This window comes from Bacillus sp. KICET-1, assembly GCF_027721405.1.
Classification (GTDB): domain Bacteria; phylum Bacillota; class Bacilli; order Bacillales; family Bacillaceae; genus Bacillus; species Bacillus velezensis.
Window position 1 is genome coordinate 1,481,429 of record NZ_CP113515.1, and the last position, 20,191, is coordinate 1,501,619.

21 protein-coding genes are annotated in these 20,191 nt (G+C 48.6%); 20 read left to right on the top strand and 1 reads right to left on the bottom strand.

From position 1 onward, the window contains the following. Positions 1-115: 115 nt before the first annotated feature. The 20 genes from OVA33_RS07570 (at position 116) to OVA33_RS07665 (ending at position 19,617) form a co-directional block, all read left to right on the top strand. Positions 116-1,288, top strand: a complete 1,173-nt coding sequence (locus tag OVA33_RS07570; protein WP_017418836.1) for an ATP phosphoribosyltransferase regulatory subunit — start codon at positions 116-118, stop codon at positions 1,286-1,288. After that, positions 1,281-1,922 (top strand): ATP phosphoribosyltransferase, encoded by a 642-nt coding sequence (gene hisG, locus OVA33_RS07575; protein WP_017418837.1) that lies wholly within the window; start codon positions 1,281-1,283, stop codon positions 1,920-1,922. The genes OVA33_RS07570 and hisG overlap by 8 nt, the downstream gene beginning before the upstream one ends. Next, positions 1,919-3,232 carry a histidinol dehydrogenase gene (gene hisD, locus OVA33_RS07580; protein WP_128974128.1) on the top strand — a complete coding sequence of 438 codons (1,314 nt, stop codon included), beginning with the start codon at positions 1,919-1,921 and terminating at the stop codon, positions 3,230-3,232. The genes hisG and hisD overlap by 4 nt, the downstream gene beginning before the upstream one ends. Then, the gene (gene hisB, locus OVA33_RS07585; RefSeq protein ID WP_014418974.1) at positions 3,198-3,782 is read left to right on the top strand and encodes an imidazoleglycerol-phosphate dehydratase HisB; all 585 of its coding nucleotides are present in this window, start codon (positions 3,198-3,200) and stop codon (positions 3,780-3,782) included. The genes hisD and hisB overlap by 35 nt, the downstream gene beginning before the upstream one ends. Beyond that, entirely contained in the window at positions 3,783-4,421 is a 639-nt protein-coding gene (gene hisH, locus OVA33_RS07590; RefSeq protein WP_017418839.1) for an imidazole glycerol phosphate synthase subunit HisH, read from the top strand. Then, complete coding sequence (gene hisA / locus OVA33_RS07595) at positions 4,418-5,155, top strand: 1-(5-phosphoribosyl)-5-[(5-phosphoribosylamino)methylideneamino]imidazole-4-carboxamide isomerase (protein ID WP_025649334.1); 738 nt, start codon at positions 4,418-4,420, stop codon at positions 5,153-5,155. Before hisH ends, hisA begins: the two co-directional genes overlap by 4 nt. Continuing rightward, positions 5,152-5,910, top strand: a complete 759-nt coding sequence (gene hisF, locus OVA33_RS07600) for an imidazole glycerol phosphate synthase subunit HisF (RefSeq protein WP_014418971.1) — start codon at positions 5,152-5,154, stop codon at positions 5,908-5,910. Before hisA ends, hisF begins: the two co-directional genes overlap by 4 nt. Next, positions 5,907-6,527 carry a bifunctional phosphoribosyl-AMP cyclohydrolase/phosphoribosyl-ATP diphosphatase HisIE gene (gene hisIE / locus OVA33_RS07605; RefSeq protein ID WP_025649333.1) on the top strand — a complete coding sequence of 207 codons (621 nt, stop codon included), beginning with the start codon at positions 5,907-5,909 and terminating at the stop codon, positions 6,525-6,527. Before hisF ends, hisIE begins: the two co-directional genes overlap by 4 nt. Positions 6,528-6,738: 211 nt before the next feature. Next, positions 6,739-8,508 (top strand): ABC transporter ATP-binding protein, encoded by a 1,770-nt coding sequence (locus OVA33_RS07610; RefSeq protein ID WP_007407428.1) that lies wholly within the window; start codon positions 6,739-6,741, stop codon positions 8,506-8,508. Between the two features lie 201 nt (positions 8,509-8,709). Next, entirely contained in the window at positions 8,710-9,387 is a 678-nt protein-coding gene (locus tag OVA33_RS07615) for a response regulator transcription factor (RefSeq protein ID WP_012118540.1), read from the top strand. Then, positions 9,384-10,445 (top strand): sensor histidine kinase, encoded by a 1,062-nt coding sequence (locus tag OVA33_RS07620; RefSeq protein ID WP_128974127.1) that lies wholly within the window; start codon positions 9,384-9,386, stop codon positions 10,443-10,445. The genes OVA33_RS07615 and OVA33_RS07620 overlap by 4 nt, the downstream gene beginning before the upstream one ends. A gap of 115 nt (positions 10,446-10,560) precedes the next feature. Next, positions 10,561-12,015 (top strand): tetratricopeptide repeat protein, encoded by a 1,455-nt coding sequence (locus OVA33_RS07625; protein ID WP_128974126.1) that lies wholly within the window; start codon positions 10,561-10,563, stop codon positions 12,013-12,015. Positions 12,016-12,411: 396 nt separating this feature from the next. Beyond that, positions 12,412-13,827 carry a peptidoglycan DL-endopeptidase CwlO gene (locus tag OVA33_RS07630; RefSeq protein WP_025649330.1) on the top strand — a complete coding sequence of 472 codons (1,416 nt, stop codon included), beginning with the start codon at positions 12,412-12,414 and terminating at the stop codon, positions 13,825-13,827. 206 nt (positions 13,828-14,033) lie between these two features. After that, on the top strand, positions 14,034-14,984 hold the full coding sequence (gene trxB / locus OVA33_RS07635; RefSeq protein WP_007407423.1) for a thioredoxin-disulfide reductase: 951 nt from the start codon (positions 14,034-14,036) through the stop codon (positions 14,982-14,984). Between the two features lie 273 nt (positions 14,985-15,257). Continuing rightward, a complete protein-coding gene (locus OVA33_RS07640) occupies positions 15,258-15,725 on the top strand; it encodes an 8-oxo-dGTP diphosphatase (protein WP_003151491.1) in 468 nt (155 codons plus the stop codon). A gap of 25 nt (positions 15,726-15,750) precedes the next feature. Continuing rightward, complete coding sequence (gene rapZ, locus OVA33_RS07645) at positions 15,751-16,638, top strand: RNase adapter RapZ (RefSeq protein ID WP_012118535.1); 888 nt, start codon at positions 15,751-15,753, stop codon at positions 16,636-16,638. Then, entirely contained in the window at positions 16,635-17,588 is a 954-nt protein-coding gene (locus OVA33_RS07650) for a gluconeogenesis factor YvcK family protein (protein ID WP_014418964.1), read from the top strand. Before rapZ ends, OVA33_RS07650 begins: the two co-directional genes overlap by 4 nt. 26 nt (positions 17,589-17,614) lie before the next feature. Continuing rightward, complete coding sequence (whiA, locus tag OVA33_RS07655; protein WP_007407421.1) at positions 17,615-18,565, top strand: DNA-binding protein WhiA; 951 nt, start codon at positions 17,615-17,617, stop codon at positions 18,563-18,565. A 23-nt stretch (positions 18,566-18,588) separates the two neighbouring features. Continuing rightward, complete coding sequence (locus OVA33_RS07660) at positions 18,589-18,846, top strand: HPr family phosphocarrier protein (protein WP_003151495.1); 258 nt, start codon at positions 18,589-18,591, stop codon at positions 18,844-18,846. 24 nt (positions 18,847-18,870) lie between these two features. Continuing rightward, complete coding sequence (locus OVA33_RS07665) at positions 18,871-19,617, top strand: arylamine N-acetyltransferase family protein (RefSeq protein WP_017418847.1); 747 nt, start codon at positions 18,871-18,873, stop codon at positions 19,615-19,617. 60 nt (positions 19,618-19,677) lie between these two features. Here the strand turns inward: OVA33_RS07665 and OVA33_RS07670 are convergent, their stop codons facing one another. Continuing rightward, complete coding sequence (locus OVA33_RS07670; RefSeq protein ID WP_223204413.1) at positions 19,678-20,067, bottom strand: ribonuclease; 390 nt, start codon at positions 20,065-20,067, stop codon at positions 19,678-19,680. Between the last annotated feature and the right edge of the window lie 124 nt (positions 20,068-20,191).

The window sequence follows — 20,191 nt, forward strand, 5'->3', positions numbered from 1 at the left end:
AATAGGCGGACATTGAGCGTTGCAATTCATTCTTTTATCTGCTAACATATTATCATATTAGCGAACTAAAGGATTCCGAATTTTCCTTCAGATAAAGCGGAGGTGTAAAAGGCAAATGTTTATGTTTGAGAAACCGCATGGCATGAGAGATACGCTGCCCGGTTTATACGAAGCCAAGAAAAAAGTCCGTTCCACACTGACGGATTTAATTGATAAATGGGGTTATCAGTTTATGGAGACGCCGACCCTTGAATTTTATGAAACAGTAGGCGTCCAGTCAGCTATTGAAGAACAGCAGCTGTTTAAGCTTCTCGATCAGGACGGAAAAACGCTTGTGCTTCGGCCTGACATGACCGGGCCGATTGCCAGGGTGGCGGCGTCTCAGCTGCACAAACACAATCATCCGCTCAGAGCGGGGTACGCGGCAAGCGTCTATCGCGCTCAGGAGCGGGAAGGCGGACGTCCGGCCGAATTCGAACAGGTCGGCGCGGAGCTGATCGGCGACGGATCAACAAGCGCGGACGCCGAGGTGATTGCGCTGGCGGCAGGCGCTTTGAAAAACGCGGGATTGCACCGGTTTAAAATCGCGATCGGCCATGCCGGACTCGCTGATGAGCTGTTTGTCGAGGTTCTGGGCAATGCCGAGCGGGCGGATGTTCTGCGGCGCTTTCTCTTTGAAAAGAATTACGTGGGATACAGGGAACATGTCAAATCGCTTCCGCTTTCTTCAATAGACAAAAGCCGGCTGCTCGCACTTCTGGAATTGCGAGGCGGGAAAGAGATCTGCGCCAAGGCGGAGGAGATCATCGGCATCTCCGGACAAAGCTTGATTCAGGAGCTGGAAGACCTGTGGGACGTTCTTGAGGATTACGGGTGTGCCGAGCATATTCGCCTTGATCTGAATATGGTCAGCCATATGAGTTATTACACGGGAATTTTATTCGAAGTGTACGCGGCAAATGTCGGTTTCGTCATCGGAAGCGGCGGACGCTATAACAATCTTCTCGGCCATTTCGGCAGTCCCGCTCCCGCCACGGGTTTCGGGCTCCGTATCGACAGGCTGATTGAAGCGCTCGGCATCCAGGAAGAAACAAGTGAAGCGGACGCCGTGATTTTCAGCAAGGAGCAGCGGGCGCAGGCCATTTTATTCGCGGAGGAAGAAAGGGCGAGAGGCAGAAAAGTCGTCCTGCAGGATCTGGCGGGCATTGAAAATATCGATCATATGACAAAATCATTCGCAAACGTCACATACTTTATCGGTGCCAGAAAGGAAGAGCGGAATGGGTAAGGTACTCACAATGGCAATGCCAAAAGGACGGATATTCGAAGAAGCGGCCGGGTTGCTGCGGCAGGCCGGATACAGGCTGCCCGAGGAGTTTGAAGAATCGAGAAAGCTGATCATTGACGTTCCTGAAGAAAATCTCCGCTTTATTCTGGCAAAGCCGATGGATGTGACGACCTATGTCGAGCATGGCGTCGCTGATGCCGGTATTGCCGGAAAGGATGTCATGCTTGAGGAAGAGCGTGACGTGTATGAGGTGCTCGATCTGAAAATCAGCAAATGCCATCTCGCCGTTGCGGGACTTCCCGGAGTGGATTGGAACGGGGTCGCCCCGAGGATTGCGACGAAATATCCGAATGTTGCGTCAAGTTATTTCAGAGAGCAGGGCGAGCAGGTGGAAATCATTAAGCTGAACGGTTCGATTGAATTGGCGCCTTTAATCGGCCTTGCTGACAGAATCGTCGATATCGTATCAACCGGGCGGACATTAAAGGAAAACGGTCTCGTTGAATCAGAACATATTTGTGACATCACATCGCGTTTTATCGTCAATCCGGTCAGCTACCGCATGAAGGATGATGTAATCGACGAAATGGCGGCCAGGCTGGCCAGGGTTGTGGAAGGAGAAACGGCACAATGAAAATAACCGCAGTAAAAAGAAGCGAGCGGTTCTCACTGAAGCGTTCCATCGACAGCGGAACCGAAGAGCAGCGGAAAACCGTCAGGGGGATTATTGAAGACGTCAGACAAAACGGTGACAAAGCCGTTTTGGCCTATACAAAAACATTTGACGGCATCAGCCTGAATCAAATGGCCGTGAGCGCAGAGGAAGTCACCGAGGCGTACCGTCTGCTTGATGATCAGCTGCTGGAAGTGATCAGACAGGCGATTGCCAATATGAAAGAATATCACGAACGCCAGCTGCAATCTTCTTGGTTTTACCATCGCAAAGACGGCACGATGCTCGGGCAGAAAATAACGGCGCTCGATTCCGCGGGCGTATACGTGCCGGGCGGGACGGCCGCTTATCCGTCTTCCGTTTTAATGAATGTCATCCCCGCTCTCGCTGCGGGAGTGGAACGGATCGTTCTCGTCAGTCCTCCGGGAAAAGACGGCCGCCTTTCGCCGGGCGTTCTGGCGGCGGCGTCTGAGCTCGGCATAAAGGAAATTTACAAAGTTGGAGGCGCGCAGGCGATTGCCGCGCTCGCTTACGGAACCGAAACGATACAGCCTGTTGATAAAATCACGGGCCCCGGCAATATATTTGTAGCGCTCGCGAAGCGCGAAGTCTTCGGCGTTGTGGATATTGACATGATTGCCGGGCCCAGTGAAATCGTGGTTCTGGCAGACGATACGGCGGTGCCCAAAGAAGTCGCCGCTGACCTGCTTTCACAGGCCGAACACGATACGCTCAGCTCAAGCGTGCTTGTCACCGATTCACGAAAGCTTGCCGAAGCCGTATCAGATGAGGTGAATAAACAGCTTCAGACCCTGCCGCGTAAAGAAATCGCCGAAGCGTCGATCAAGGATCACGGCCGCATTTATATTACGGAATCGATGGAAGATGCAGTGGACACGGTGAATGCGCTGGCGCCCGAGCATTTAGAAATCATGACGCATTCGCCGGAGGCTTTGCTTGGAAGCATCAGACACGCGGGAGCGATTTTCTTAGGACGATACAGCGCTGAACCGGTCGGCGATTATTTTGCCGGACCGAATCACGTTTTGCCGACAAACGGAACGGCGCGGTTTTCAAGCCCGTTGAATGTAACAGATTTTCAAAAGAAATCGAGCATCATCTCTTACAGCCGGAAGGCATTTGAAACGCACGCAGACAGCATTTCCGCCTTCGCGAGACTGGAAGGGCTTGAAGCGCACGCAAGATCGATTGAAGCGAGAAACGGAGGAATGACCGATGAGAAAAGCGGAACGCGCCAGAACAACAAATGAGACCGATATTAAGCTGGCTTTCGAAATAGACGGAGAAGGAAAAGCCGATATCAGCACGGATGTGCCGTTTATGACTCATATGCTTGATTTGTTCACAAAGCACGGGCAATTCGATTTAACTGTTGACGCAAAAGGCGATACGGAGATAGATGATCACCATACGACTGAAGATATCGGCATCTGTTTAGGGCAGGCTTTTTTGGAGGCGCTCGGTGATAAAAAAGGGATCAAACGGTACGGATCAGCGCTTGTGCCGATGGACGAAGCGCTCGCCCAAGTCGCCGTAGACCTGAGCAACCGGCCGCACCTTGAGATGCGCGCTGCATTTCCGCAAGCGAAAGTCGGAACGTTTGATACCGAGCTGGTACATGAATTCCTATGGAAACTGGCGCTGGAAGCGAGAATGAATCTGCACGTCATCGTTCATTACGGCACGAATACCCATCATATGATAGAAGCCGTGTTTAAGGCGCTTGGCAGAGCGCTTGATGAAGCGTCATCCATTGATCCGCGCGTCAAGGGTGTGCCGTCTACGAAAGGAATGCTGTAAATGATCGGTGTAATTGATTACGGTATGGGCAATTTATTCAGCGTGTCGAAGGCGCTGGAACGCGTCGGCGTCCCGTATGTCGTATCAGACCGGCCGGAAGAGCTTGAAAAAGCGGATGCTTTTATTCTTCCCGGTGTCGGATCATTCAGTGACGCCATGGACAATTTACGCAGCACGAAGCTTGATCAATTCATACACCGTATGGTTGACGAGGGGAAGCTGCTCCTCGGCATCTGCCTCGGCATGCAGCTCATTTTCGAAGAAAGCACCGAAAACGGCTCTGCAAAAGGACTTGGTTTATTAGCCGGAAAAGCTGTGAGACTCAAAGACAGAGATGCCGAAGGAAAAAAGCTGAAGGTGCCGCATATGGGCTGGAACCGGCTGACGTTTCACCAAACGTCTCCTTTGCTTTCGGAAGCGGAAGAAGGCTTCGTTTACTTTGTCCATTCCTATTATATAGACGGGATGGAAGACGGCGATCTTCTGGCAAGCGCTGAGTACGGCGTTCGTGTTCCGGCCATCGTCGGGAAACGCAATGTCTTCGGTGCCCAGTTTCACCCGGAAAAAAGCGGTACGGCCGGAATGGCGATCTTAACGCAATTTACAAAAATGGCAGCGGAACAGAAGGTGAAGAAATGAACGCTTTTACATTATATCCGGCAATTGATATGAGAAACGGCAAATGCGTCCGCCTCATCCAAGGCGATTACGGCAAGGAAACGATATACGGTGACTCTCCTTTAGACATGGCGGCGCAATTTGCACAAGAAGGTGCCGAATGGATTCATCTCGTGGATCTTGACGGCGCGAAAGCAGGCAGGAAAGTAAACGACAGGCATGTTCTTGACATTGCGCGTCAGCTTGATGTCAAAGTCGAGATCGGCGGCGGGATCCGTTCTGAAGCGGATGTGTACGGTTATTTATCACAAGGCGTTGATCGCGTCATTCTCGGCAGCGCGGCCGTTTCCGATCCGGCATTTGTGAAGAGCATGCTGAAACAATACGGCGGCAAAATCGCGATCGGCCTTGATGCAAGGAACGGATATGTCTCGACGGAAGGCTGGCTGGAAACATCCTCGGTAAGAGCGGCCGATCTGGGCCGTGAATTGGCGGCCGAAGGAGCGGAAACCTTCATTTTCACGGATATTGCAACTGACGGCATGCTGTCAGGACCGAACATCGAAAGCACCGTTCAGCTCGCAAAAGCAACGGGAAAAACCGTCATCGCTTCAGGCGGAGTCAGCTCAGTCGCCGACCTCAAAGCACTGGCCCGCTTCAAAGACGCCGGCGTATCGGGAGCGATTATCGGAAAAGCGCTGTATACAAAACAATTTACATTGGCTGAAGCGCTCAGCGGGGTGAAGGACGCATGATCACGAAACGAATCATTCCGTGTCTCGATGTGAAAGAAGGACGCGTCGTCAAAGGCATTCAATTTCTCGGGCTGAAAGATGCGGGCGATCCTGTCGAGCTGGCCGAAGCTTACGACAGGGAGGGCGCTGACGAACTTGTTTTTCTCGACATTTCCGCCTCTCACGAAGGCCGCAAGACGATGACAGACGTCGTAGAACAGGTTGCGGCAAAACTGGCGATTCCGTTTACGGTCGGCGGCGGAATTAATCAATTAAGCGATATGAAACGAATGCTTCGCGCCGGCGCTGATAAAGTATCCGTTAATACAGCGGCCGTCCTCCGCCCCGAGCTGATTACGGAAGGAGCGGATTTTTTCGGCTCGCAATGCATCGTAGCGGCGATTGACGCAAAGTATGACGAAGATTCGGATTGCTATAAAGTGTACACACACGGCGGAAGACAGAAAACCGACTGGGAAGTCACGGCCTGGGCAAAAGAAGCCGTCAGCCGGGGAGCGGGCGAAATCCTGCTGACAAGCATGGATGCTGACGGAGAGAAAACAGGCTTTAATCATACGCTCACACAGCTTGTCACACGTGCCGTCCCGGTGCCCGTCATTGCGTCAGGGGGAGCCGGCAGCGCGCGCCATATGCTTGAAGCCTTCACGATCGGTGAAGCGGACGCCGCGCTTGCAGCTTCCATTTTCCATTACAAAGAGACATCTATAAAAGAAGTGAAAGATTATATGAAGAAACACGGGGTGAATGTGAGATGAAACGGGCAGATGAACTGCGGTTTGACGAGGCCGGACTGATTCCCGCCATCGTACAGGATGCGGCAAGCAAAGAAGTGCTGACACTGGCTTATATGAATCGTGAATCCTATGAAAAAACGATAGAAACGAAAGAAACCTGGTTTTACAGCCGTTCACGGCAGGAGCTGTGGCATAAAGGAGCGACGTCGGGGAATACCCAAAAGGTGAAAGCCATCCGTTATGACTGCGATCAAGATGCCCTCATCGTGCTTGCGGAGCCCTCAGGACCCGCATGCCATAAGGGAAGTTACAGCTGCTTTTCTCCGGAAAAAGCGGACGCGCAGGGTCGTTTCGGCATCTTAAACGAACTGGAAAGCGTAATCGCCAAACGGCAGGCGGAGATGCCTGACGGAGCCTACACAACGTATCTGTTTCGGGAAGGCGTCGATAAAATCCTCAAAAAAGTCGGCGAAGAAGCCGCAGAGGTTATTATCGCCGCGAAAAACCGCGACCATGAAGAATTAAAATGGGAAGCGGCGGATTTGCTGTATCATTTGCTCGTTCTTCTGCGTGAGCAGTCGCTTCCTTTGGACGACGTGCTTGACGTCCTTGCGAAACGCCATTCAGCATCTGAGTAAAACAAACCTCACGGAGAGATCCGTGAGGTTTTTAATCTGTCAAACTTAAACATTCAATTAAATATTCCTTATTTCCGCAACCGGAGGCAGATGAATTTGATAATATTGACTAATAGAGTTTATTTTGGTTTTTGTCAAAAATGTACGTTTTGTTCATATTCCGTTCATGCACATCCGTTATAGTATAAACAGTGATATAGGAGGAAAACATATGCCGAATAAACAACCAAAACCTAAAGGGAAATTCAGCTCATTCTTTTCATTAGTCAAAAAAACAAAACCATCATACGGTATGCTGGCCTTCGCGCTGTCTCTCAGTATTGTGACAACGCTCGTCAGCCTGCTGATTCCGCTATTGACAAAGCAGCTCGTTGACGGCTTTTCCATGTCGTCGCTGTCAGGCGTGCAGATCGGAATCATCGCAGCCGTGTTTATCGTACAGGCCGCATTAAGCGCCTACGCCACCTACGCCCTGAACTACAGCGGCCAGAAAATCATCTCGGGACTGCGTGATTTGTTGTGGCAGAAATTAATTAAACTGCCCGTCTCTTACTTTGACAAAAACGCCACGGGAGAAACGATCAGCCGTGTCACCAATGACACAATGGTGGTAAAAGAGCTGATCACAAACAATATCAGCGGATTTATTACCGGAATCATTTCCGTTATCGGGTCACTGACGATCTTATTTTTCATGAACTGGAAGCTCACATTGCTCGTGCTGATCGTCGTGCCGCTGGCTGCGGTGATTTTAGTGCCGATCGGCCGGAAAATGTTTAAAATTTCTCGGGAAACACAGGATGAAACGGCGAGATTCACCGGATTATTAAACCACATCCTCCCGGAAATCAGGCTTGTAAAAGCGTCAAACGCTGAAGAAGCGGAATACGGACGCGGAAAAGCAGGCATTATGGCGCTCTTTAAACTCGGGCTGCGTGAAGCGAAGGTGCAGTCGCTCGTAGGCCCGCTTATTACACTTGTATTAATGGCGGCGCTGGTCGCTGTCATCGGGTACGGCGGGATGCAGGTGTCATCCGGTGAATTGACAGCCGGCGCACTCGTTGCCTTTATCCTGTATTTGTTTCAGATCATTATGCCGATGGGCCAGATCACTTCATTTTTCACACAGCTTCAAAAATCCGTCGGCGCAACGGAGCGGATGATTCATATTCTTGCAGAAAAAGAAGAAGATATCCAAACCGGAAAAGCCATTGAAAACGCGGATCAGCCGATTAAGCTTGAACAAGTCTCATTCGGCTACAAAACAGATCAAACCATCTTAAAAGACATTACGGCTACGATTGAGGCCGGCAAAGTCACCGCGATCGTCGGACCGAGCGGCGGCGGAAAAACAACGTTATTTAAGCTGCTTGAACGATTCTACAATCCGACTGCGGGCAGCATCCTGCTCGGAAATGAACCGATTGATGCGTATTCCCTTGAGTCATGGCGGGAGCATATCGGCTACGTGTCGCAAGAAAGCCCGTTAATGTCAGGCACCATCCGCGACAATATCTGCTACGGATTAAAACGCGAGGTGACTGATGAGGAACTGAGGCAAGCGGCTGACATGGCCTACGCCCTGCAATTTATTGAAGACTTACCGAAGAAATTTGAAACCGAGGTCGGTGAGCGGGGAATTATGCTGTCAGGCGGACAGCGCCAGCGCATCGCTATTGCCAGAGCGCTCCTTCGCAACCCGAGCATTCTGATGCTTGATGAAGCGACATCAAGTCTGGACAGCCAATCTGAAAAATGGGTGCAGCAGGCGCTGGAAGTTCTAATGGAAGGCCGCACCACCATCGTGATCGCCCACCGTTTATCCACGGTTGTGGATGCAGATCAGCTTCTCTTTGTCGAACAGGGTGAAATCACCGGACGGGGCACACACCATGAATTAATGGCATCCCATTCGCTGTACCGCGATTTTGCGGAGCAGCAGCTGAAGCTGAATGCCGACTTAGAAAACAAAGCTGTGTAAAGCAAGACTTTATGAATAAAAAGCAGCTGAAAAAGCTGCTTTTTATTTTGCAGCCGGAATCCTGTTCATACGGGTGTACGGTCGGTAACGATGAAGAGCCAAGCCATAAGCGTGTATGCCGGTACAGGAGACAATGAAAAAATTCGGTTTATAGACATCATGTCGATTCATGAAAAGAAAAAAGCAGAAGGAGGGATTTTCATGGCTGTCATATTGGTTGCGGATGACGACCGCCATATCCGTGAGCTTGTCCGCCTTATGATGGAGCAGAGCGGTTTTGACGTCGCAGAAGCGGAAGACGGGGAAGCGGCGGTGCGGCTGATCGAATCAGCACCTATAGATCTCATCATACTGGATGTGATGATGCCGAAAATGGACGGGTTTGAAGTCAGTGAAGCCGTCCGCAGCTTTACGGACATTCCGATTTTGATGCTGACGGCAAAAGGCGAAACGCTGGACAAAGTGCAAGGTTTTACTTCCGGAGCGGATGATTATCTCGTCAAACCGTTTGAGCCGCTTGAGCTGGAAGCAAGGGTCAAAGCATTGCTGAAACGGTACCGGATCACCGCTGAAAAACTGCTGACCATCGGAACGGTCACATTAGATAAGCAATCCCGCACCGTAACGCGCGGCGGCGGAGCGGGATTGACACTGCCCCGGCGTGAATTTGAGCTTTTATTTAAGCTCGCCGGTTATCCGAATAAGACGTTTTCAAGAGAACAATTAATAGAAGATATTTGGGGCTTTGATTATGAAGGTGACGAGCGGACCGTTGATGTGCATATTAAAAGGCTGAGAGAACGGTTTCCGGAAAAAGACTATCCGTTTGCCATCCATACGGTGCGGGGGCTCGGGTATCGGTTTGTGGTGACAGGATGAAACGGATCTTCAGAACGGCTGGGAAAATCATCATCCTTCTCACCGTCACCGCATTCTTATGGCTGGCGGCTCACCTGATCGTTCAGGGATTCGGTCTCATATGGCCGATTTTGCTTGTGCCGTACGCCGAGCAGATTCTGACGCTTTGGCTTGTTTTCGGCCTGCTGTTTGTAACGATGTTTATTTTTTCAAAGTCAGCACGTGAAAGACATCATGCGATCTGGGATTCGCTGACCGCCACGATCAAGCAAATGTCGAGCGGCAACTTCACAGCGGCCGCTTCCCGGAAAATGGAGAAGATTGAGAGGAACCACCCCGTGACGAAATTGGCTGATGAACTGTCGACACTCGCCGCGGAACTGAGTGAAATGGAAAAACTGAAACAAGAATTTATTTCGAACGTTTCCCATGAAATCCAAACCCCGCTCACTTCATTAAAGGGCTACGCGCATCTTCTGAAAAAACCGGATTTATCATATGAGGAGCGGGGGCGCTACTTACACATCATCGAAACAGAAACAGAACGATTATCAAAAATCAGTGAAAATCTGCTGAAGCTCACTGCGCTTGAACGCCAAACCGAACCGATACAAAAAAAACCGTTCCGCATTGACAAACAGCTGCGGCGCACCATATTGACCTGTGAGCCTGAATGGTCCGCCAAACAGATTGAGTTTCTCATTGATTTACAGGAGTCGTATGTGTACGGAGATGAAGCGCTGCTCAGCCAAGTATGGATGAATCTGATTCACAATGCCGTAAAATTTACCGGTGAAGGCGGCCGCATTTCCGTTAAAATTGCAGATCTGCCGGGAGCGGCGGCTGTCGAAATCGCCGACGACGGAATCGGAATGGAGCCTGAACAGGCGGAGCGTGTATTTGAACGGTTTTATAAAGCGGACAAGGCGAGAAACGCAGGGGGAAGCGGGCTCGGTCTGTCCATCGCCCAAAAAATCGCAGAGCTGCACGGCGGTTCGATAGAGATTGAGAGCAAGCGCGGCGAAGGAACCCTTTTCCGCGTCATTCTTCCAGCCGAGCCTCGTGAAAAAAACAGCTAAAATCTGGTCGAACCAGCCAGTAAAAAACGAAGCCGATCCTGTCTTTTGAACTATTGAGGCGAAACCGTTTTATGGTATACTACTGACGGTAATACGTATAAAACGGAGGATATTTGTGGGAAAACACACTTCTGAACAGAAAAAGCACGCGCAAATTGTCCAGCTGCTTCAGGATGGACAATATTTTTTTCATAAAGGCTTAAAAGCATATAAAGAGCGGAATTTAAAACGGGCCAGCAAACTGATTCAGCGGGCCGTCCACCTCGAGCCGAATGATTCCGAAATGCTGTCCCGGCTGGCCGTCATTTATTCTGAAATGGGCCACTACCAGCAGTCAAATGAGCTGTTCGACTTTATTTTGGTGAACCTGAAAGAAGAAATGCCCGAGTGTCATTACTTTAAAGCGAATAATTTCGCGCATTTGGGGCTCTTTCAGGAAGCATACAAAGAAGCAGCGGCTTATTCCGACGCCGATCCGGACGGGGAATTCAGCGAAGAGATTGAAAATCTGATGGAGCTTTTGGATTTCGGCGAAGCGGGTGAAAACGAATCGCTCTATGACCAGGATGAGCTGCTGATCAGGCAGGATCGGGCAAAAACGCTTCTTGAGAGCGGCCAGCTTCATGAAGCGGTTGTCATGCTTGAAGAGATTACGGCCGATTACCCCGAGCTTTGGTCTGCATACAACAACCTGGCGCTCGCTTACTTTTACTCAGGCAATGTCACAAAAGCGAAACAAACGGTATTCGAAGTGCTTGAGAAAAATGAAGGCAATCTCCATGCCCTGTGCAACCTCCTTGTATTCTGCTATTACGAGAGGGAAGATGAAAAAGTCGGAGAATTGAGCGGAAAACTCGCCAACGTGTATCCGATTTTATTCGAACAGCGCTATAAGCTGGGAGCGACGCTAGCGCTTGTCGGCAGACATGATCTCGGTTATAAATGGCTCCGTTCTCTTTACAAAAGCGGGTTCGAAGGCGACGACACGTTTTATTACTGGCTTGCCGCCTCAGCCTACGGGACAGGCCGCACAGAATTTGCGGAAACCATTTGGAAAAAGGCCGAAGCCGAATTTCCCGAATCAGACCGGCCCGCGCCTTGGGCGGAGCGGCAGGAACCGCTGCCTGCTTCACTTGAACAGCGGCTTGCCGCCTATTATATCAGCAGCGCTGAAGGAGAGCGGAACCAGCTTGAAAAAGTTCTGACGGCAAAACGCGCCGTTTCACCGTTTGAACAAGATTTCGTCAGACTGCTGCTTTCCGGTGAAAAAGGCGCTTCAGGCGTTTCCGGTGATGCGCTGTTCACGTATCGGACGGTCAAGCTTCTGGAGAAAGCGGAAGCCGACAGTTTAAAAACTGACGTCATGAGCTGCTGGGTTTTTCACGTCATTCAGCACATCCGCGCCGCCGCTGCCGTACAGAATGAGCGGGCATGGGCCGCAGCCATCGCATATGTATGGAAAGAAGCAAACGGCGAAAAAACGACGAAAAAAGAAACGGCCGCCGTTTACGGTATAACGCCGGCAACACTTTCGAAATACATCAGACAAATAGATGATATATTAGAATAAAACCGATTCTTTCTATATAAAGAGTCGGTTCTTTTTTTATCAGAAAGGGGCAAAACAGAACTTTACCGCCGAAAAAAGAGGTATTCATACGTATTTTTTTGCTTTTTGAATCGAAATCGGGCTGTAATCACCGTTTATTTTGCAAAATATGAGATTTGCAATCACATTGAAATATAACTGTAATAAAAATTGTCGAAACATGATGGTATAATGAGTCTCGTACATAAGAGATTAGTTTATTTTACATGTGCTGTATAATCTATACCAATTTAAAAGATTTAAAGATTCATACATAAAAATCATCAGCCTCACGGGTATGTGAGGGAGCGTAACTTTGATGTTCATAATAGAATTCCAAATGAGAACAGGTTTAAAGTAAAAGGGAGGAAAGAAAAAGTGAAAAAGAGTTTATTAACACTTGGTTTGGCTTCCGTCATCGGGACAAGCAGTTTTTTGATCCCGTTTACAAAAACTGCATCGGCGGAAACATTAGACAGCAAAAAAGCAAAAATCGAAAGCAAGCAATCTGAGGTGGCTTCAAGCCTTGAAGCAAAAGAAAGAGAATTGTCTAAGCTTCAGGACAAGCAGGCTAAGATTGAAAAAGAACTGAAAGACATTAACGCTAAAGCGTTGGATACAAGCAATAAAATCGAAGATAAAAAAGCTGAAAACGAAAAAACGAAAAAGCAGATCGCTGATTTGAAAAAAGAAATCAAAGAAACAGAAGCGCGTATTGAAAAACGCAATGAAATCCTGAAAAAACGCGTTCGTTCTTTACAGGAAAACGGCGGTTCTCAAGGATACATAGATGTTCTTTTAGGGGCGACAAGCTTCGGAGACTTCATTTCCCGTGCGACTGCGGTATCTTCTATCGTTGATGCGGATAAAGAGCTGATCAAACAGCAGGAGCAGGATAAAGCGAAACTCGAAGACGCAGAAGCTGAACTTAACGTGAAGCTGAAAAAAGTTCAAGATGATCTTGCGAAACTCGAGTCTATGCAAAAAGACCTGAATAAACAGCTTGATCAGAAAGACAAGCTTTTTGACGAAGCGAAAAACGGACAGAAAAAAGCGGCTTCCGCTATCTCTGATCTGAAAAAAGAAGCATCAAAGCTTGCAAACGAAAAAGCTGACACTGAAAAAGAACAGAAGCGCATTAAAGCTGAGCAGGCTGCAGCGGCTGCCCTGATCAAAAAACAGGAAGAAGCGCAAAAAGCTTCTGAAGACCAAAACCAAAAAGATGACAGCCAGCCGGCACCGGCGGTTAAAACTGTGAAAAAAGCGGCTGTTTCAACAGCATCATCTGATTCATCTGACAGCTCAAGCAAACCGAAGAGCACTTCAGGCGGATCATCTCATAACAGCGGCGGTTCAGATGATTCTGACGGCGGATCTGTTATTTCAAATTCAGGCGGTATTGAAGGCGCGATCAGCGTAGGTTCAAGCCTTGTGGGTCAATCCCCGTACAAATTCGGCGGCGGACGCACTCAATCTGATATTAACAACCGTATTTTTGACTGCTCTTCATTCGTACGCTGGGCTTATGCTAACGCAGGCGTTAACCTCGGACCTGCAAGCGGCACAAACACAGATACATTAATCGGAAGAGGTAAAGCAGTAAGCGCGTCTGACATGAAACGCGGAGACTTAGTATTCTTCAATACGTATAAAACAAACGGCCACGTCGGCATCTACTTAGGTAACGGAACGTTCCTGAACGATAATACATCACACGGTGTATCCATTGATTCTATGAGCAATCCTTACTGGAAGAAAGCATTCAACGGCAATGTAAGACGTGTCGTGCAATAATGAATAAGACAAGGGCCTTCTATCCCGGAAGGCTCTTTCTTTATTTGTATACCCGCTCAGGAGCCGACTAATCATGGTTTCTCAGAAAAATGAGCAAAAAAATAGCGAATTGCCCTCAGATTTAATAGGATATGGGTAAGGAATACGATTGATGGGGATTCTTATCCATATAGGGTGCGCCCCATTTCGAAAAGGAGTGAATCATGGTGTCAGAAGAAAAAATTTATGATGTGATCATTATCGGCGCGGGTCCGGCGGGGATGACCGCTGCTGTTTACACATCACGAGCGAACTTATCCACATTAATGATCGAAAGAGGAATTCCGGGCGGCCAGATGGCCAACACGGAGGATGTTGAAAACTATCCGGGTTTTGAAAGCATTCTCGGCCCTGAACTTTCTAATAAAATGTTTGAACATGCGAAAAAATTCGGTGCGGAATATGCGTACGGCGATATTAAAGAAATCGTTGACGGCAAAGAATATAAAACGGTCAAAGCCGGTTCAAAAGAATATAAAGCGCGCGCCATCGTCATTTCTGCCGGAGCGGAATACAAAAAGATCGGCGTTCCCGGCGAAAAAGAACTGGGCGGCCGCGGCGTATCGTACTGCGCGGTTTGTGACGGCGCGTTCTTTAAAAATAAAGAGCTTGTCGTTGTCGGCGGCGGAGACTCCGCCGTTGAAGAAGGCGTCTATCTGACACGCTTCGCTTCAAAAGTCACCATCGTTCACAGACGTGACAAATTGCGGGCGCAAAGCATTCTTCAGGCGCGTGCTTTTGACAATGAGAAAATTGACTTCAAATGGAACAAAACCGTAAAAGAAATCCATGAGGAAAACGGAAAAGTCGGCAGACTTACTCTTGTGGATACCGTGACGGGAGAAGAGGAAGAATTCAAAGCTGACGGCGTCTTTATTTATATCGGTATGCTTCCGCTTTCTAAACCGTTCGAAAACTTGGGCATCACAAATGAAGAAGGCTACATTGAAACAAACGCTCAAATGGAGACAAAAGTTCCGGGCATTTTCGCCGCGGGAGACATCCGTGAAAAAACACTCCGCCAGATCGTAACGGCGACAGGCGACGGAAGTATTGCGGCTCAAAGCGTTCAGCATTATGTAGAAGAGCTTGAGGAAACGCTCAAAACCGTTAAATAATCACTGTAATGTTCAGTTTTTGAATCGTTACTGTGTTTTAATTACGCTGTAACACGGGTGAAATACTGATGTTTTAAGATGAATGTAGTAATTGACCCCCTTTTTAATGAATACACTTTGGCACGGATTCCAGTATCCGTGCCCTTTTTTTGCGATTTTCTGTTTTCTGTCAAATAAAAGAAAAGGATGTCGGTGTCTCTGCATTGTGAGAGACATGCCGAAACGGTATAATGAAGAGACGATGATTTGTTGAGAAGGTTAGGTGACGTACTTGTGCAAAGAGTGACAAATTGTGTGCTGCAGACAGATGATCAGGTTCTCCTTCTCCAAAAGCCGAGACGGGGCTGGTGGGTCGCGCCCGGCGGGAAGATGGAAAGCGGCGAGTCCGTCAGAGATTCCGTCATCAGAGAGTACAGAGAAGAGACGGGCATTTATATACTGAATCCGCAGTTAAAAGGCGTGTTTACCTTTATTATTAAGGAACAGGAACAAATCGTGTCAGAGTGGATGATGTTTACTTTCGTCGCCGACTCGTACACGGGGCGGAATGTCGCTGAATCAGAGGAAGGCGTTCTGAAGTGGCATGACGTAAAAGATATCCACAGCCTTCCGATGGCCCCCGGAGACGGGCATATCCTTGATTTTATGATCAAGGGCCAAGGGCTTTTGCACGGCACCTTTACGTATACGCCGGACTTCGAGCTGCTCAGCTATCGTTTAGATCCGCAGCTTATCAAATAAAAGTAAGACCGCAGGGGGGAGAAAGATGAGTATGAATGAAAACCATGATATTCAGCTCGTCATCATTACGGGAATGTCTGGAGCGGGGAAAACCGTCGCCATTCAAAGCTTTGAGGATCTCGGCTATTTTTGCGTCGACAATCTGCCGCCTTCCTTGCTGCCGAAATTTTTGGAGCTGATGAAAGAATCAAGTTCAAAAATGAGCAAGGTCGCGCTTGTCATGGATCTGCGGGGACGTGAGTTTTTTGACAGGCTGATTGAGGCGCTGGATGAAATGGCGGAAAATCCGTGGATTACACCGCGCATTCTCTTTTTAGACGCTAAGGATTCCATCCTTGTGACGAGATACAAAGAAACGAGGCGTTCTCACCCGCTGGCCGCTACCGGGCTTCCTCTCGAAGGAATCGCGCTGGAACGCCAGCTGCTTGAAGAATTGAAAGGGCGCTCTCAGCTGATTTATGACACATCGGATATGAAACCGCGTGATCTGCGTGAAAAAATCGTGGCGCATTTCGCCACGAACCAAGGTGAAACATTTACAGTGAACGTAATGTCATTCGGGTTCAAATACGGGCTTCCGATAGATGCCGACCTCGTGTTTGATGTAAGGTTTCTGCCGAATCCGTTCTACATTGAAAGCATGAGGCCGCTTACGGGGAAAGATGAGGAAGTGTCATCCTATGTGATGAAGTGGAACGAAACACAAAAGTTTATTGAAAAGCTTGTTGATCTGCTCGGCTTTATGCTTCCGTCTTATAAGCGGGAAGGTAAAAGCCAGCTTGTCATCGCGATCGGCTGTACGGGCGGCCAGCACCGCTCCGTCACGCTCGCTGAGTATTTGGCTGACTATTTTAAAAAAGATTTCTATACTCATGTCACTCACCGGGACATTGAAAAGAGAAGCCGGAAATGAATAAGAAGCCGAAAATCGCAATCTTCGGCGGCGGAACGGGTCTGTCCGTGCTGCTTCGGGGGTTAAAGCATAAGCCCGTTGATATTACGGCGATTGTGACAGTTGCTGATGACGGCGGAAGTTCAGGCCGTCTGCGGGATGAACTTCAAATTCCGCCGCCGGGTGACATTCGTAACGTACTGGCCGCTTTGTCAGATGTTGAGCCGCTCGTTGAAAATCTGTTTCAGCACCGTTTCAACAAAGGAAGCGACTTAACCGGACATTCGCTCGGCAATTTGATTTTGGCAGCGATGACAAATATAACCGGTGATTTCTTTCACGCTGTCACCGAAATGAGCAAGGTGCTGAATGTGCGCGGCAGAGTGCTGCCGGCTGCCAACACCAGTGTCGTTCTTCACGCTGAAATGGAGGACGGGCAGGTCGTCTCCGGAGAATCGACAATCCCTTCTTACGGCCAGCGGATTAAACGGGTGTTTCTTACGCCTGAAAAAATTGATCCGCTCCCGGAAACGATTGACGTCATCCGTCAGGCCGATTTAATCATTATCGGTCCGGGAAGCCTGTACACAAGCATTCTTCCGAATCTGCTCGTGCCGAAAATCGGAGAAGAAGTCGTCAAGGCTGCGGCCAAAAAAGTATATATATGCAACGTCATGACACAGCCCGGCGAGACGCTGCAATACAGCGCGGCCGACCATGTCAAGGCGCTGAACGATCATATGGAGCAGCCGTTTATCGACACGATCTTAATCAACAATGAGGAGATCCCTGACGAAATCAAAAGCAAATATGCGAAAGAGCTGGCCCGGCCCGTCGACTTCAATATTGAAAAGCTGAAATCCATGGGGCTTGAGGTCATCAGGGATCAGATTATCACGTATAAAAATGGCGTAATCCGTCACGATACACATAAAGTGGCTTCTCTTCTTGTCGATTTATTAAGGGACTAGAGGCCTTTTGAAATGAGGTGGCTAATATGTCATTTGCATCGGAAACAAAAAAAGAACTGACGAATCTGGAAGTGAAGGACTGCTGCGCCAAGGCGGAGCTGTCCGCGCTGATTCGGATGAACGGTTCCCTGTCATTTTCAAACCGCCATCTCGTGCTTGACGTTCAAACCGAAAATGCGGCGATTGCCCGCCGCATTTATACATTGCTGAAGAAACAATATGATGTATCGGTCGAACTGTTAGTCAGAAAAAAAATGCGGCTGAAAAAAAATAATGTTTATATTGTGCGCTTTTCTGAAAATGCAAAGCTGATTTTAGAGGAATTGAAAATCCTCGGAGAGAACTTTGTATTTGAACGGAATATTTCTGAGGAACTGGTGGCGAAACGCTGCTGCAAACGTTCTTATATGAGAGGGGCGTTTTTGGCGGGGGGATCTGTGAATAATCCCGAAACCTCGTCGTACCACTTGGAAATCTTCTCGCTTTATAAGGAACATAACGATTCATTATGCGCGCTGCTGAATGAATTTCATCTGAACAGCAAAACGCTTGAACGGAAAAAAGGCTATATTACGTATTTAAAAGAGGCGGAAAAAATCACTGAATTTCTGAATGTCATCGGCGCTCACAATTCACTGCTGCGCTTTGAAGATGTGCGGATTGTCAGAGATATGAGAAACTCAGTGAACCGCCTCGTCAATTGTGAAACAGCAAACTTAAACAAAACCATCGGGGCTTCTCTCAGACAGGTGGAAAATATTAAATACATTGATGAACGGATCGGTCTTGAAGCGCTGCCGGAAAAGCTTCGCGAAATTGCGCAGCTGCGGATTGATTATCAGGAGGTCACGCTGAAAGAACTGGGGGAAATGGTTGCAAGCGGGAAAATCAGCAAATCCGGCATCAATCACAGGCTGAGAAAGCTCGATGAAATCGCAGAACAGCTGCGTACAGGACAAAGCATCACTTTGAAATAACCGTACAGAAAAGGGGAGATCTTATGGTTCAGGGGAAAGTGGAAGTGCGTTTAAAGACGGGATTGCAGGCGCGCCCCGCTGCATTGTTTGTACAGGAGGCAAATCGTTTTGCATCAGATGTGTTTCTTGAGAAAAACGGCAAGAAAGTGAATGCCAAAAGCATTATGGGATTAATGAGTCTGGCGGTCAGTACGGGGACGGAAGTCACTCTGATCGCTGAAGGCGACGATGAAAAGGAAGCGCTGGAAAAGTTGTCCGCTTATGTGCAGGAAGAAGTGTAAACACTTTGTAAGGGGGACGGAACGATGAATGAGTTTCTGAAAGATTGTTATCAAACGATAGGCTGGGAAAAGGATTCCCTCGATTTCAGCAACCTGCCGGAGTTTTTAAAGGCGCTCGCGTATCGGTTTCCGTTTGAAAATCGCGCGGTTTTGTCCAAAAAAGAATATGACGTCACGAAAGAAGGACTGTGGCGGCACATGGTGAAGGAACCTCATGGCGGCCTTTGCTATGACTTGAACGGACTGCTTTATTTCATCCTGAAAGATGCCGGATTGGATGTCAAATTGATCCGCGGAACGGTCTGGAAAAACGGCTGGGCGCTGCCCGGCACACATGCGGCCGTACTTCTTTCCGCCGGAGGGAATGAGTACATCGCTGATGCAGGCTTCGGCCTCAATCTCGCCATGCAGCCTGTGCCGATGTCGGGAGACGAGACGGTATCAGCGGCCGGAGCGTTCCGCGTGAGGATAGAAGAGACGGAATTCGGGGCATACGTGCTTGAAATGAACAAAGGGGACGGCTGGCAGACAGGTTACGCATTTTCGCTTGAAGAAATCGATGAAAAGGACCTCAAGTCTATGAAACAAACAATCTTTGAACATGAACGCTCTCCTTTCAACAAACGCCTGCTTGCTTCAAAGCGGACACCGGAAGGGCACATGGTTCTGTCTGAACGCAATATAACAATAAAAAAACACGATGGCACGGCGGAAAACAGCAGAATAGACCGGTCAGAGTTTGAAGAAAAATTTACTGCTCATTTTATATGAAGCTCGCAGGTTCTCTGCAAAAAAAACGGCCTCCGCAGGGAAGCCGTTTTTTGTATGTGTTTATCTCATTTTTGTAAAGGTTTTATAATGATCTGTCGTCTTATAAATCAGCCAGTCGCTTGAGTAAAGAATCCGGTCTGAATTTCTGAAGCCTGATGTATAGTTAATATCCGCTTCACGCCACGTCCGTCCGCTTTTGGCAGGGAGTTTGCCTTCCCTGTTTGAGAAGATGTCCCCGCCGATGCTTTTCCCCGGGGCGACGTCCGCCAGATTCCCCTTTGATGCCACCCAGCCGAGGGCCTGTGCTTCTGATTTTGTAATGTAATTATCAGGAAGCTTATGATAGGTCTGAAGATAATCCGCAACCCCGTCAAACGTGTTGATAACCTGTGCTTCAGTGTGCGCCTTGTGAGAAGATGTATCCGTCTTGGCAGCCGTTGAAAACAGCATCCCCGCCGCGGAGAACAGCACCAGCAAACAAACGGAAATCCACGATAATCGTTTTTTCAAAGCAATACCTCCCATTTTTATCATGTGAAGCTGATTCCTTTTCATTGTATCAGCATCAAGAGAA

Coding starts and splice junctions, on each gene's coding strand:
- OVA33_RS07610 (WP_007407428.1), top strand. CDS start 6,739: ATGCCGAATAAACAACCAAAACCTAAAGGGAAATTCAGCTCATTCTTT.
- OVA33_RS07615 (WP_012118540.1), top strand. CDS start 8,710: ATGGCTGTCATATTGGTTGCGGATGACGACCGCCATATCCGTGAGCTT.
- rapZ (WP_012118535.1), top strand. CDS start 15,751: ATGAGTATGAATGAAAACCATGATATTCAGCTCGTCATCATTACGGGA.
- OVA33_RS07570 (WP_017418836.1), top strand. CDS start 116: ATGTTTATGTTTGAGAAACCGCATGGCATGAGAGATACGCTGCCCGGT.
- OVA33_RS07620 (WP_128974127.1), top strand. CDS start 9,384: ATGAAACGGATCTTCAGAACGGCTGGGAAAATCATCATCCTTCTCACC.
- hisH (WP_017418839.1), top strand. CDS start 3,783: ATGATCGGTGTAATTGATTACGGTATGGGCAATTTATTCAGCGTGTCG.
- OVA33_RS07660 (WP_003151495.1), top strand. CDS start 18,589: ATGGTTCAGGGGAAAGTGGAAGTGCGTTTAAAGACGGGATTGCAGGCG.
- whiA (WP_007407421.1), top strand. CDS start 17,615: ATGTCATTTGCATCGGAAACAAAAAAAGAACTGACGAATCTGGAAGTG.
- OVA33_RS07665 (WP_017418847.1), top strand. CDS start 18,871: ATGAATGAGTTTCTGAAAGATTGTTATCAAACGATAGGCTGGGAAAAG.
- hisD (WP_128974128.1), top strand. CDS start 1,919: ATGAAAATAACCGCAGTAAAAAGAAGCGAGCGGTTCTCACTGAAGCGT.
- hisG (WP_017418837.1), top strand. CDS start 1,281: ATGGGTAAGGTACTCACAATGGCAATGCCAAAAGGACGGATATTCGAA.
- hisA (WP_025649334.1), top strand. CDS start 4,418: ATGAACGCTTTTACATTATATCCGGCAATTGATATGAGAAACGGCAAA.
- hisF (WP_014418971.1), top strand. CDS start 5,152: ATGATCACGAAACGAATCATTCCGTGTCTCGATGTGAAAGAAGGACGC.
- hisIE (WP_025649333.1), top strand. CDS start 5,907: ATGAAACGGGCAGATGAACTGCGGTTTGACGAGGCCGGACTGATTCCC.
- hisB (WP_014418974.1), top strand. CDS start 3,198: ATGAGAAAAGCGGAACGCGCCAGAACAACAAATGAGACCGATATTAAG.
- OVA33_RS07650 (WP_014418964.1), top strand. CDS start 16,635: ATGAATAAGAAGCCGAAAATCGCAATCTTCGGCGGCGGAACGGGTCTG.
- OVA33_RS07670 (WP_223204413.1), bottom strand. CDS start 20,067: ATGCTGTTTTCAACGGCTGCCAAGACGGATACATCTTCTCACAAGGCG.